Raw genomic sequence first — 13884 nt, forward strand, 5'->3', positions numbered from 1 at the left:
AGTCTTCTCAAACCCACCATTCAATCCGCTACAACAATAAAATCTGTGTTATCATAATTATAAATCAAGGTGATCATTTATTAAAATTGCTAAGTTAGAATGATATTGTCAGGCTAAGGATTAGATTATGAAAAAATACAAATTTACTGAAAAAGAACAAGAAATACTAGATTATTTTGAACAAGATGAGCTTTTAGAGTTGCCTAAAAAAGAACTAGAGAGCCAAAAAATATAGCTAAAATTGCCGCAGCTAATTTTTTTTAAAAAATCGGAAAGAATTAATATTAGATTGCCGTTATACGATTTAAATCATATAATAAAGAATTGCAGCATAAGAAAGAATGTCTTATCAAACTCTTATTGTTAGTGTTTTACACAAATACGCGTCGGATATTTAAAATTAGATAAACTTAGTTAATCAATACTTTTTTTATATAAATAACATTTTTTCTCAATGAGTCTTTTTAGAGGTAGAAAAAGGTTAGAGGGTAAATTATCAAGAGCAAACCACTACCAGCTTTCTACTTTATGAGCCTCAAGATTCTGTAATTCATGCTCATTTAAACAATGAGCTTTAAGGCAAATCAAGATGTAATACTTTTGTTCTTTTTCAAAAATATCGTTAGTCACCGCTATCAATTGTGGATTTTCAATGATCAGATTTGTTTCTTCTAAAACTTCACGGATAGCACATTCTGCAAATGTTTCTCCAAATTCTAAATGTCCACCGACGGGAGCATCACTAGACTCACCATGGGAACTAAATATGTTTACCTAATAAAATTTCATTCTTATTATTCAAAGATTAAAATACCGATACCGATGCATAGGTGGTTAGTCATATCTAACTATTAACTCTGGATTGACTTATTAATATAGTATGTTAGCTTCTATAGCAAATAAAAAAATATTGCTTATTTAAATACCGTGAGCTATTTGTAGATTATATTTAATATTTACCTGTAGTTATGAATTCTACCAATCAATTACAAAATAATAGCTTAACTAATTCTTGGCTTAAGCTTGGTATTTTATCCTTGGGATTTGCGGGTTTATATTCAATTATTTTGGTGGTACTACGTACCCCGCAATTATCAAGCTTTTTCCCAAATCCGCATATTTTCAAATCTGCCTTAATTATTCATGTTAATTTATCGGTATTGATTTGGTTATTGTCCGTTACGGCTAGTGTTTGGGGGGGTGAAACGTCATTGCGAGGAGAGGTAAAGCCTCGACGCGGCAATCTCATGAAACAATACAAAATTTCTGAGATTGCTACGCTCTCTACGTTCGTTTGCAATGACGTGTTTCGCCTTTACCCCAAACTTGCTTTTCTAGCTACTCTTCTAATCGCCATCTCCCCAATAGCCGGGCATAATCCGGTGATGAATAATTATATACCGATGCTTGAAAATATCGTATTTATTGGGGGGTTAAGCTTATTTGGTGTTACGTTGCTATTGTACGCTATAAATATTTTATATTTCTTCGATTGGACGAACTTAAATAGTCTAGTTAATTTTACCGTATTATCGACTATTATAATGTTTATTTTAAGTTTTGTTTGTTTTGGATGGTCTTATAATGGCTTGCAAAACATCATTCAAATTATTCCAATCGAGATAGAATTTTATTATGAATTACTTTTTTGGAGCGGAGGTCATTTACTGCAATTTATATATACTCAAATATTAATATTTATTTGGGTTAGTTTATTTAGAGAGTTAATAGCTAGAGAAGTGAAATGTCAAAAATTCTATCTTTTCTTACTTTATTTAAATTTTATTTTCGGAATTCTTACACTTTTCGGTCATATATTTTATGATATTATCGATGGAGCCTTCAAAGTATTCTATACAAATCATATGAAATATCTAGGCGGCATTGCTCCTGTTTTATGTTTAATAGGTATGGGGGTTGAGTTGGTGTGGGTATTTGTCATCCCGCGGGATGACACGGTTACAATAAATGACAGAGTAATCAAAACCATCTTACTTTGCTCTATTACTTTATTCTTACTTGGTGGGTTTATAGCAATGAATATCACAGGTATAAATGTAGCAATTCCTGCTCATTATCACGGGTCTATAGTAGGGATTAGCATTGCTTGTATGGGGTGTAGTTATTTGGGTATTGGGAGGTATCAACGTCATTGTGAGCGACTAAAAAGAGCGTGGCAATCTCATGAGGTAATACAAAAACTCCCTAGATTATCGCGTCGGCACTTCGTGCCTCCTCGCAATGACAATATTATTAATTTTACATTTTACCTCCTAACATTCGGGCAGATTCTGCACATACTAGGTCTAGCATTCGCCGGTGGTTATGGTGTTATGCGGAAAGACCCAAATAGTGTAATGCCGATGTCAGCTAAGCTATTAATGGGAATGATGGGTGGAGGAGGGGTTATTGCTATAGTAGGCGGCTTGATGTTTGTATATATTTGTGTTAAAGTAATGTTTTTTAAAAGTATAAAACTAGCACATGAGTAAACCAACTAAAGAAGAAGCTAAAGAGGCAGTAAGAACGTTACTAAAATTCATTGGTGAAGATCCAAGCAGAGAAGGGTTGCTTAAAACGCCTGATAGAGTAATTAATAGCTACGCAGAAATATTTTCCGGTTATGGAAAGGATGTAGCAGGAATATTAAATACCAAGTTTTATGAAACTTATAATTTTCGAGATTTTATCTTACTGAATATAAAATTTACCTCTTTCTGTGAACATCATATATTACCTTTTAACGGTACAGTAGATATAGCTTATGTTCCTGATAATTGTATTGTCGGCATAAGTAAGCTAGCACGAATAGTAAATATTTTTGCTAGAAGACTACAAATCCAAGAAAAAATGACTGTACAGATAGCAGAAAGCGTGCAGGAGAATTTAAAGCCGCTTGGCGTTGCCGTTAAGATTTCTGCCGTACATAGCTGTATGTCAATGCGTGGCGTAATGCAAGATAATAGCGTTATGAATACTATGCATTATACGGGTATATTTGCCGAACAGCAGAAATATCGTCATGAGTTTTTAAACCTTACTGCTAAAAGGTGATACGTTATTAATGTCATTTCTGCGGAAGCGGGAATCCAGTCATTTTGTCATACCGTGACTTGATCGCGGTATCTAGAAAAAAATTTAAAAAAACTGGATCCCGTGGTTAAGCCACGGGATAACCAAATAAATGATTATAAATATAGCAAGAAAGTAAATAAAATATGTTATTATCAAAATATTTTTTACCTGTGTTAAAGGAAGAGCCAAGAGAAGCTCAAGTAACTTCGCATAAATTAATGCTTAGAAGCGGAATGATTAGGCAGCAAGCAGCAGGGATTTATACTTGGCTTCCGCTTGGCTTAAAAGTATTGAAGAATATCGAGAATATAGTACGCTTAAATATGAATAAAGCGGGAGCTTTGGAAGTTCTAATGCCTTGCATTCAGCCAGCACATTTATGGATGGAATCAGGACGTTTTGATAATTACGGTAAAGAAATGCTGAAATTTCAAGATCGCCACGATAATACTTTACTATTTGGTCCTACTAACGAAGATATGATTACGGATATTTTTCGTCATAATATTAAGTCATATAAGGATTTGCCGAAAAATCTTTATCATATCCAATGGAAATTTCGTGATGAGATTAGACCTCGTTTTGGTGTTATGAGAGGACGAGAGTTTTTAATGAAAGATGCTTATTCTTTTGATATAAATGAAGAAAATGCTGTTAAAACCTATAATCAAATGTATAAGGCTTATATCAATGCTTTCAGGGATTTAGGCGTGTTTGCTATCCCTGTTATTGCCGATAACGGTCCGATCGGTGGCAATTTAAGCCATGAGTTTCATATAATCGCTGAAACTGGTGAAAGTACTATTTATTACGATAAAAAATTTAAGACATTAAAAAATAATCCTGATATCGATGTAGAGGAAATTAAAAGTTGGTACGCAGCAGCTGAAGAAAAATATGAAGTAAATAAATTACCTATATCTGAACAAGAAATAACCAGCAGTAAAGGAATAGAAGTCGGGCATATTTTTTATATAGGCTCAAAATATTCGGTTAATATGAATGCACTTATTAATGATGAGTATGGTAAACTAACTCCTATAGAAATGAGTTCTTACGGCATAGGCATTTCAAGGTTAGTTGCTGCTATCATAGAAGCAAATTGCGATGAGAAAGGTATCATATGGCCTTCTAGTGTTGCTCCTTTCAAAGTTTCTCTAATTAATTTAAATATTCATGATAGTAAATGCGTAGAGCTTGCGGAAATGGTTTATAAAGAGCTATCAGATAAAAATATAGAAGTGTTATATGACGATACCGAAGCACATCCAGGCAGTAAATTTGCAACGCATGATCTTATAGGCTCACCTCATCAAATTATAATTGGTCCTAAAAAAGCCGCAAATAATATTGTTGAATTAAAAGAGCGTAAAAGTGGTGTTATAGAAGATATTGAGGTAGGTAGTCTAATGAGTGTATTGTAAAATAAAGAGATATACGTCATTACGAGAAAATTGCATTGAAGGAAATAGTTTAAGCGTAGAGCAGATAACCGATATAATAAACGACAAGCGTGTACTTGCACCTGAAAAAGATATTGTAGAAGTAAAAAATGCTATAAAACTATACAATAATCTGACTATATTTAATCCCTTCAAAATTGAATCATTATTAAAAGCACATGAGATATTAATGCAAGGATTAGTAGAAGATAACGGAAAGTGGCGTAAAGGTAATGTCGCTATATTTAAAGGCACAGGATTATATATTTTGTCCCTACGTCACGCCGTGTATCTTTATTAATGCAGGATTTATTTGAGTTTATAGCACAAGATAAGCAAATTTCTGGAATAGTTAAAGCTTGTATATTTCATTATGAGTTTGAATTTATCCATCCTTTTTCAGACGGTAACGGACGAATCGGTAGATTATGGCAACAATTATTACTAATGCAAGCTAATAAAATTTTTGAGTATATTTCTGTTGAAAGTTTGATAAGGAATAATCAAAGTGAATATTATAATGTTTTAAGTAAGTGTGATAAGCTTGGTGAATCGACCTTATTGATCGAGTTTATGCTTGATAAAATAGTTGCAGCATTAAGATTATATAGTAACAATATTACATATGAGGCAAATACGCCTTTATCTAGAATGGAATTTGCTAAGGTTAATTTAATAGATCAATGGTTTTCTAGAAAAGATTATATTACTGTACATAAAAGTATTTCTACAGCAACGGCTAGTAGAGATTTGTTATATGGTTTAGAGCGTAAACTTTTAATAAGTAAAGGGGATAAGAATCAAACTTATTATAAGTTTGTGTAGTTTTTAATGTAATGCCCGCTTTCGTGTATGAGTGTTAACTTAAGAGAAGAAAAAAGCTCTGATGCCATTTCCGCGAAAGCCGGAATCCAGTACTTTAAAGCTTTTTAAAAACTCGATTTATCTTGCTTTACCCCTAGATTTCTACTTTCGCAGGAATAACATCATATCACTGATTCAAAAAGAGATTAACATGAAAAATTTTATAAAATATTTGTTTTTTACCAGTCTATATATAGTAGTGACGATAATAGTTGCTTATATGGTTTTGGCTCAAACTATTCCTAATGATGGGCAGTGTCATATGATGGATAGACCATTTGTTATTCATTACATCTTAGCAGCAATTATTACCGCTTTACCGGCACTAATTTTAATATATAGTAAAAAGAAAAAGTAAATATATGATCGGTAAATTAAGTGGTAAAGTTGATTCCCAAGGAGATGATTACGTTATAATTGACGTAAACGGGGTAGGGTACTTAGTCTATGCTTCAGGTAAAACTTTAGGTACACTTGCTGAAGGGGAGTTTTATAAATTATTTATTGAAACCCATGTTCGAGAGGAACATATTCATCTTTACGGTTTTTTGACTCTAGAAGAGAAGATTTTTTTTAATTTACTACAATCAGTAAACGGTATAGGTACAAGAATGGCTTTATTTATCTTATCAAGCCTTACGCCTTTAGATATTCAAATTGCTGTAAATAATGAAGATAAAAATATATTTAAAGCAATATCTGGAGTAGGGGCTAAACTTGCTGAACGTATAGTGCTAGAGCTGAAAGGTAAAGTAGCAAAAATATCAAGCGGTTCAGCTATTATTAAAGAGAGCTTAAATATTAAGAATATCACACCCGTTGCAAGTAATGAAGTAATAAAAGCTCTAGTAAATCTAGGATTTTCTAGATTTGAAGCTCAAAACGCTGTTCAAGGCATCATTACCCAAAATCCCGAAATCTCTATTGATGAATTAATCAAAACAGCCCTGAAAAATCGAAATTCTAATTTTTAGTTGATAAATTAGCAGTTATTTTATATTAATTTTTTTACTAAAATTAATAGGTAAAATATATGTCCAAGTTAATAGAATATTTAGGAAAAATAAAGGCTGAAGAAATATTAAAAGAGCTATAGAAAGACCCTGCTACTTTAAGTATTCCCGAGGTTAATTTTGTACCACAATCACCGGTATTTGCAGCTGCTGGATACTCTAAAATTCCTGAAGATGCTTTAAAAATGGGTTATTTAATGCTTTATAAGGAGATGCTACTATAAAGTACTTAAGCACTGATAGTTTTGTGTGGAGTTTAAAATCAATAAAGTTATTTGCTGAATTTTTTAAAGATCCGCTATGCCGCATTACCGACATTAGTTTTATAAATGCTTTGAATAATGCTAATAAGATAGATGTTCTTTTAGATACCTTAAGAGTAAACGAAACAAAAATAAGCGATTTAGATATAAGTGGGATATTTTTTGATAATAATGTTTCTGCCTGATCCTCATTTGTTAAAAATACTAAACTTGCCGGATTGAATTTTTCATTAAGTACAGCAGTAAGCGAGGAATCAAAGAAAGCCTTATCGGATTCTATAAAAGAGAATAAAAGCTTAATTGGATGTAATATTTTAGGTTATAAGGTAGGCATGAAATCTCAAGATAGACAAGAATTAGACGCACAAATTACAGAAATAACTGATGAAAATAACCTTACTCTAAAAGATGTAGCAGAAGTTTTGAAAAATTATTATGAAAATCCTAATGTAATATTATTAAATGAGATATTTGGCCATTATTTCAAGTTATATAAAGGATTAAATCAAAATTACCTTAAAGAAGAATTACAAAACTTAGGCGTCACTGATACAGAAAAATTTTTTGAAACCGTAGATAAACTGAGAGAAGGGGTAACTAGTTTCTATGAAGAGGGCTAATATAAAAGTCTAAAATAATTTATAGCATAAAACTATTTTTTGGCTATTATTAGTCATTATATTCGATTTAAAATAATGACTAATATATTATCACCTGAAAAAAGTGAAAATGATCAAGAATTGCCGATAAGGCCATCATATTTGCAAGAATTTGTCGGTCAACAGCAGATTAAAGAAAATCTTTCGGTATTTATTAAGGCTGCAAAATCTCGAAATGAGCATCTGGATCATACTTTATTTTACGGTCCGCCCGGGCTTGGTAAAACTACGCTTGCTAAAATTATCTCTAACGAAATCGGCGGTAATTTTAAATCCACCTCCGGTCCTGCTATACTTAAGGTAGCTGATCTTGCTGCTATTCTTACCAATCTTGAAAAGCACGATGTATTATTTATTGATGAAATCCACCGCTTAAATACTGCGGTTGAAGAGGTTTTATATCCTGCTATGGAAGATTTTGAGCTTGATATAATTATCGGTGAAGGATCTGCTGCAAGGTCAGTGAAAATAACCTTGCCGAAATTTACCTTAATCGGTGCTACCACACGCCTCGGGCTGCTTAGTAATCCTTTGCGTGATAGGTTCGGTATCCCTATGCGACTAAATTTTTATAATACTGAGGAATTGAAGAAAGTTCTAAATAGAGCAAGTAAACTACTTGATATTGATTTGACCGATTCAGGTTCTGAAGAAATAGCTAAAAGAAGTAGAGGAACGCCAAGAATTGCATTAAGATTGCTTCGTCGTATAAGAGATTTTGCAGCAGTTGATGGTAGATCAAGAGTAGATAAGCAAATCTCTGATTTTGGGTTAAATCGTTTGGAAGTTGATCGCATAGGACTTGATAGCAATGATTATCGTTATCTAAAATTCATAGCGGATAATTATAACGGCGGTCCTGTTGGAATTGAAACGATTGCAGCTGCCTTATCTGAACAACGTGATGCACTTGAAGAAACCATAGAGCCTTATCTTATACAGATAGGTTTACTACAAAGAACTCCTAGAGGTAGGGTAATCACGATTAGCGCTTTTGAGCATTTGAAAATGCCTGTACCGAATCAATCACATTATCAATTTAATATTTTTAACGAGAATGAATAACAATAATTTAAATGATAACTACACAGCCGCAGATGTTATAAAAAGGCTGATAAAAGATCATGTTAAACCTTACGCAAATAAAATATATTTTTCGATATTTTGTATGGTTGTTGCAGCACTTTGTACGGCAGTGATCGTACATGCGGCTAGGCCTATTATTGATAAGGTTTTTTTAACGCATGATAAGAAAATGCTTATAATAATGCCCATAGTGCTTACTGTAACTTTTGTTATAAAAGGAATTTCAGAGTATTATCAGAATTATCTAATAAAATTTGTTGGGCAGAGGGTACTAAACGATTTACAGATAAAAATGTATGAGCATTTGTTATTTGCCGATATTTCTTTTATTCAAAACCAATCTTCAGGACGTTTAATATCTCGTTTTACTAATGATATTTCTTTGATGCGTGGAGCTGTTTCTAACTTACTTGTCGGATGTGCTAAACACTTCCTAACTGTAGTATGTTTAATAGCAACAATGTTTCATTTAGAACCGTTATTATCTTGCGTAGTTTTTCTTGTTTTCCCTTTAGCTGTTTATCCGGTGCAAAGGATGGGTAGAAAGATAAGAAGAATATTTGCACAGTCACAAGAAGAGTTTGGGCATTATACCTCTCGGCTTGATGAAACATTTCAGTCAATTAAGATTATTAAATCTTTTGTAGGCGAACAAATAGAAAGTAATAGAGCATCGTTGATTATTAATAATATTTTAGAGTTCTACAAAAAAACATCTAAGCTAGATGCGATGGTTTCACCGATTATGGAGGGTTTAAGCGGTCTTGCAGTTGGAGGGATGGTATGGTATGGAGGTAATCTAGTCCTGGAGGGGAAAAGTACGCCAGGGGCTCTTTTTGCGTTTTTGGCTTCTTTTGCAGCGGCTTATAGACCGTTTAAAAGTTTGGTATCGTTAAATATTAATTTGCAAGAAGGAATAGCAGCAGCTAAGAGGGTATTTAGTATTTTGGATACCGAGCCTCTTATTAAAGATCATGAAGATGCTAAAGACGTAGATTTATATAATCCACAAATTACTTTTGAAAAATTAGCTTTAAGGTTTGAGAGTAAAATAGCTATAAAATATATAGATTTAAGGCTAGAGCCTCATAAAATTATTGCGTTTGTCGGGCGTTCAGGTAGTGCTAAGACTTCGCTTAGTAATTTATTAGTACGTTTTTATGATCCAAATGAAGGAAGAATTTTAATTAATAATCATGATATTAAAGATATTAAGCTTACTTCACTTAGAGGTCAGATTTCCTTAGTTACTCAAGATACTCATTTATTTGATACAAGCGTTGCAGAAAATATAGCATACGGTCAGGAAAACGCTACACGAGAAGAAATAATTAGAGCAGCAAAATATGCCGATGCTCATGAGTTTATTATGCATCTGCCGAATGGTTACGACACGCAGATAGGGGGGCAGGGGACGACTCTTTCAGGCGGTCAGCGTCAGCGTTTATCTATTGCTAGAGCTTTCTTAAAAGATGCCCCTATTTTAATTTGGGATGAAGCAACAAGCAGCTTAGACCAAACTTCCGAACAGAAAATTCTAGAATCGTTAAAGAAATTACGCCAAGGAAAAACCACTTTAATTATTACGCATCGTTTAAGCAGTATTACCGATCTTGATAATATTATCGTCATGAAAAACGGTGAGATTTGTGAACAAGGAACTCATACACAATTGCTTAAGAATAAAGATGAATATTATAGGTTGTATAATAAGGAGTTAAGAGAAAATGGTTGATTTATAAAGTAAATAGTTTATATTTATTAATTATTATTGCAACACTAATATTTTCGTCATTGCGAGGAAAAATTGAAAATTTTGACGAAGCAATCCAGTAAAAAATGCATAGCATTTTTTTATTATTTTCCTAGATTGTCACGTTGGGACTATGCCCATCCTCGCAATGACGATTTAATGAAATATCACAATGCGCATTACCAAGATTTTTAAAGACTATCGATTATTTGAAATATTTATTTTAGGAATAGTTAGCGGTATGCCGCTGGTTATAATTTTTTCTACTCTTGCGGTATGGTTAAAAGAATCCGGTATAGATATCGCCGTTATTACTACTTTTGCGGTTGCAAGGTTATCATATTCGTTAAAAGTATTTTGGTCACCTCTAGTCGACAATTTTAAAATACCTTTTTTAAGTAGGTGGGGACATCGCAAAAGCTGGCTTATATTATGTAGCTCTTTAATGGCTTTAGTACTAATTGCTATGAGCAAGGAAAATCCTGCAGTTTCTTTAACTTCTTTCTATTTTTTGACTATATTATTAGGCTTTTTATCTAGCACGTTTGATATTGCCGTTGATGCGTTGCGTATAGATAAGTTTGATCAAGAAACACAAAGCATAGCTAGTGCAACCGCTGTATTCGGTTATCGAATCGGTATGCTTATTACAGGGGCAGGTGCTTTGTACCTTGCAGAAATAACTGGAAATAATTGGCAACTAACTTTCTGTGTTATAGCTATAATATTTGTCGTTGCAACGATATTTATAATAACCGTAAACGAAAAAGAATTAGTAAGAGAAAAAATTAATATTATTTCTATTACTTCATGGATTTCTACAGTAATTAATCCTTTCCAGGATTTTTTCAAAAGAGAATTTGCTGCAACTATTTTACTTGCGGTAATATTTTTTAAATTAGGCGATGCTATGCTTGGAGCGGTTGCCTCACCTTTTTATATAGAGCTTGGTTATACAAAAGGCGAAATAGCAATAATAGCTAAACTTTATGGATTGATTGCAACCTTAGTCGGTGGTTTTGTCGGTGGTATTGTAATGTATAGGGTGGGGAATTTTAAAGGTTTGATTATTACCGGTATTGCCCAAAGCTTAACGCATTTTGCATTTATTTGGCTTAATCATCAGCCTCCTTCTTTTGAAGCTTTATTAATTGCTATTACTATAGAGAATTTTGCTGCCGCTATGGGTGCTACTGCTTTAGTCGGATATATAGGTAATTTATGTAATAAAAAATATTCCGCAACACAATATGCTTTACTTAGTAGTGCTAGTAGTTTATGTAACAATACTGTCACTATTTATGCTGGAAAACTCGTAAATATGATGGGCTGGGACGGTTTTTTCCTCTTTACTATAATTTTAGCCTTGCCTGCTTTGTTTATATTAATGTATCTTAATAAAAAGGTTAATGTGTAGTAAGTATTATTTTCATTGTCATTGCGAGCGACCGTAGGAAGCGTGACAATCTAGGAAAATAATAAAAAAATGTTATGCATTTTTTACTGGATTGCTTCATCAAAGTTTTCAATTTTTCCTCGCAATGACGAAAAATCACGTTTGGTTTAATTGGAATAATATTTTATTTATTTAAAATGTTTAGGAAATTTTTATTACCTTATATTTTTGTCGTAACATTTTTCTTTGCGCCTATAAGCGAAGCAAAAAAAGCCGTAAAAAATACCCCTAAGCCTCCTGTTCAAACTAGTTTAGTAATTGATGCAAAAAGCGGTAAAGTGTTGCAGGCCCATAATTCACAAATTCGGATTTACCCCGCTTCTTTAACTAAACTAATGACTCTATACTTAATGTTTGAAGCAATTGAAGCCGGTAAGTTACCTTTAGATAAAAAATTACTTGTATCAGCGAAAGCTTCAAAAATGCCACCGTGTAAGTTGGGTTTAAAAGCAGGGGAAACTATAACCGTTCGAGAGGCAATTAATGGATTAATTATAAAATCTGCTAATGATGCTGCTGTAACGGTTGCTGAGGGTATGAAAGGTTCAGAGAAAGCTTTTGCTCATTTAATGAATGTTAAAGCTAAACAACTCGGTATGAAGAATACCTATTTTAAAAATGCTTCAGGTTGGCATGACCCATTGCAGCAAACTACCGCAAGAGATATGGCTAAACTTGCTATGGCTTTGAAGAGAGATTATCCTAAATTTTATCCGTTATTTGCTAAAACCAGCTTTGTATTTCGTGGAAATGTAGTAAACGGACATAATAGGGTTACTAAAAATTATCAAGGTGCAGAAGGGATGAAAACAGGTTTTCATACACCGGCAGGTTATAATTTAGTAACTACTGCTTCTAGGAACGGTAAATCATTGATTGCCGTTGTTACAGGCGGTAAAAGTGCCGCATCTCGTGATCAAAAGATGATGGGGCTATTAGATCAGCATTTTAATATTAAGCCTATAATCTCTAAACCTTCAATCAAGCTTGCCTCTAATAATAAATCTACTACAAAAGCTAAATCAAAAATAATAAAGAAAAAGAATATACGTAGTTGATATGTATCGTCATTGTGAGACCACAAAGTGGTCGTGGCAATCTCATGAGGTAATACAAAAACTCCTGAGATTGCTTCGTCGAAACTTAAGTTGCTCCTCGCAATGACGTTAAAAATCGAGCTATGCAACAACGCCTATGACTATTGATGATTTAATATTCACACATCTTTTAAGGAGTTACTGCCAATTTATACTTTAAATTTATAAGTTTTATATGACAATTAACGCTACATTTATTGTAGTTTGTTACTTTATTAGATGAAGATTTTTTAGAGTTTTGAGCTAAAGTTTTACTTTGTGGTTTTTTTAAATTAATATTTTTTAGAAATTTCTCAGTTTCATTAGGTAAATATTCTATTTTTACTTTAGTTATACCTTGATTTTTAAATGCTAAAATTTCAGCCGCTTTTTGAGAAACATCTATTATACGATTTTGCTTAAAAGGACCTCTATCATTAACCATTAAAATTACTGCTTTATTATTGGCTTTGTTGGTAACTTTAACTAAGCAAGGGAGCGGAAGAGTTTTATGTGCAGCAGTTAATAAATTTCTATTAAATCTATCGCCATTAGCGGTTTTTTTACCGTGAAAACCGTCTTTAAGTCCACCGTACCATGAGGCATAACCTGTTTCGGTAAAAGATTTAGGGTTGTGAGGTTTGTAAGTCTTTCCTTTTATTTTATAATTTTTACCGACTTTATAATGTCCTTTATAAGTTAGATTATGAGGATCATCTTTTGATAATTCTTTGTAAGAATATTTGTGGGAATAAGGTAATCTTTTTGAGGTATTACAACCGCTGAGACCAAAACAAAAAATTAACAAAAGTAATAAACCCTTTGCATAACTTACTCCTAAAGGTAATTTGTATACCTTTGATACTTTAAGATTTGGTAAGTCAAATTTCGGGATTCGCCTGTGTTCACGTATTTTTATACGCTGTGCAGGCTCACCACTTATTTGATTTCCAACTTTTGCAATATCTGCGGTATACGTCAATCCGGTACTCGCATCCTCACGTACTAAAGTGTATGCTGTAGTGCTACATGCCGTGTTTCCTTCAAATTTCTCTTTATTAGCTTCATTCTGCAAGAGGTCTAATTTGAATTTATGATTCTTCACTATTATCATTATTGGTGTTAAAGTTATTCATTATTTTAGCGTAACACACAACTTTTTCAACACCTTTTATTTTTGATGCAATAGAAGCAAGC

At 32.9% G+C, this 13884-nt stretch carries 12 protein-coding genes, 1 tRNA gene and 4 pseudogenes (1 of these 17 cut by a window edge); 14 read left to right on the plus strand and 3 right to left on the minus strand.

Annotated elements, in window-relative coordinates; translation table 11 throughout:
- A tRNA-Ile gene (locus tag BG75_RS03205) sits at positions 1-19 on the plus strand; it begins 59 nt to the left of the window's first position.
- Positions 20-510: 491 nt separating this feature from the next.
- Here the strand turns inward: BG75_RS03205 and BG75_RS10575 are convergent.
- Positions 511-802: pseudogene (locus tag BG75_RS10575) on the minus strand (nucleotide triphosphate diphosphatase NUDT15).
- 166 nt (positions 803-968) lie between these two features.
- On the opposite strand from BG75_RS10575, the gene BG75_RS03210 reads away from it, so the two are divergent.
- The 13 genes and pseudogenes from BG75_RS03210 to BG75_RS10795 form a co-directional block, all read left to right on the plus strand.
- Positions 969-2492, plus strand: coding sequence for a cbb3-type cytochrome c oxidase subunit I (locus BG75_RS03210; protein ID WP_062811421.1), 1524 nt, complete (start codon positions 969-971; stop codon positions 2490-2492).
- Entirely contained in the window at positions 2485-3054 is a 570-nt protein-coding gene (folE, locus tag BG75_RS03215; RefSeq protein ID WP_062811422.1) for a GTP cyclohydrolase I FolE, read from the plus strand. Before BG75_RS03210 ends, folE begins: the two co-directional genes overlap by 8 nt.
- Before the next feature lie 164 nt (positions 3055-3218).
- Positions 3219-4499: a proline--tRNA ligase gene (proS, locus tag BG75_RS03220; protein ID WP_062811423.1), complete on the plus strand. Its 1281-nt coding sequence runs from the start codon at positions 3219-3221 to the stop codon at positions 4497-4499.
- A gap of 34 nt (positions 4500-4533) precedes the next feature.
- Positions 4534-5342 (plus strand): annotated as a pseudogene (locus BG75_RS03225) (Fic family protein); the annotation flags it as partial.
- A 190-nt stretch (positions 5343-5532) separates the two neighbouring features.
- A complete protein-coding gene (locus BG75_RS03230) occupies positions 5533-5739 on the plus strand; it encodes a hypothetical protein (protein ID WP_062811424.1) in 207 nt (68 codons plus the stop codon).
- 4 nt (positions 5740-5743) lie between these two features.
- The gene (gene ruvA, locus BG75_RS03235; RefSeq protein WP_062811425.1) at positions 5744-6355 is read left to right on the plus strand and encodes a Holliday junction branch migration protein RuvA; all 612 of its coding nucleotides are present in this window, start codon (positions 5744-5746) and stop codon (positions 6353-6355) included.
- A gap of 286 nt (positions 6356-6641) precedes the next feature.
- The gene (locus tag BG75_RS03240) at positions 6642-6842 is read left to right on the plus strand and encodes a hypothetical protein (protein WP_062811426.1); all 201 of its coding nucleotides are present in this window, start codon (positions 6642-6644) and stop codon (positions 6840-6842) included.
- A gap of 147 nt (positions 6843-6989) precedes the next feature.
- The gene (locus BG75_RS03245; RefSeq protein ID WP_062811872.1) at positions 6990-7277 is read left to right on the plus strand and encodes a hypothetical protein; all 288 of its coding nucleotides are present in this window, start codon (positions 6990-6992) and stop codon (positions 7275-7277) included.
- 75 nt (positions 7278-7352) lie between these two features.
- A complete protein-coding gene (ruvB, locus tag BG75_RS03250; RefSeq protein WP_062811427.1) occupies positions 7353-8381 on the plus strand; it encodes a Holliday junction branch migration DNA helicase RuvB in 1029 nt (342 codons plus the stop codon).
- Entirely contained in the window at positions 8374-10137 is a 1764-nt protein-coding gene (locus tag BG75_RS03255) for an ABC transporter ATP-binding protein (RefSeq protein ID WP_062811428.1), read from the plus strand. The genes ruvB and BG75_RS03255 overlap by 8 nt, the downstream gene beginning before the upstream one ends.
- A gap of 190 nt (positions 10138-10327) precedes the next feature.
- Positions 10328-11572 (plus strand): AmpG family muropeptide MFS transporter, encoded by a 1245-nt coding sequence (locus BG75_RS03260; RefSeq protein WP_062811429.1) that lies wholly within the window; start codon positions 10328-10330, stop codon positions 11570-11572.
- A gap of 176 nt (positions 11573-11748) precedes the next feature.
- A complete protein-coding gene (locus tag BG75_RS03265) occupies positions 11749-12669 on the plus strand; it encodes a D-alanyl-D-alanine carboxypeptidase family protein (protein WP_062811430.1) in 921 nt (306 codons plus the stop codon).
- A gap of 7 nt (positions 12670-12676) precedes the next feature.
- Positions 12677-12776, plus strand: a pseudogene (locus BG75_RS10795) (lytic transglycosylase domain-containing protein); the annotation flags it as partial.
- 62 nt (positions 12777-12838) lie between these two features.
- Here the strand turns inward: BG75_RS10795 and BG75_RS03270 are convergent.
- The gene (locus tag BG75_RS03270) at positions 12839-13801 is read right to left on the minus strand and encodes a septal ring lytic transglycosylase RlpA family protein (protein WP_062811431.1); all 963 of its coding nucleotides are present in this window, start codon (positions 13799-13801) and stop codon (positions 12839-12841) included.
- Positions 13779-13884 (minus strand): annotated as a pseudogene (locus BG75_RS09715) (BON domain-containing protein); the annotation flags it as partial. The gene BG75_RS03270 and the pseudogene BG75_RS09715, both read right to left, overlap by 23 nt.

The organism is Rickettsia endosymbiont of Proechinophthirus fluctus, from assembly GCF_001602635.1.
Taxonomy (GTDB): domain Bacteria; phylum Pseudomonadota; class Alphaproteobacteria; order Rickettsiales; family Rickettsiaceae; genus Rickettsia; species Rickettsia rickettsii.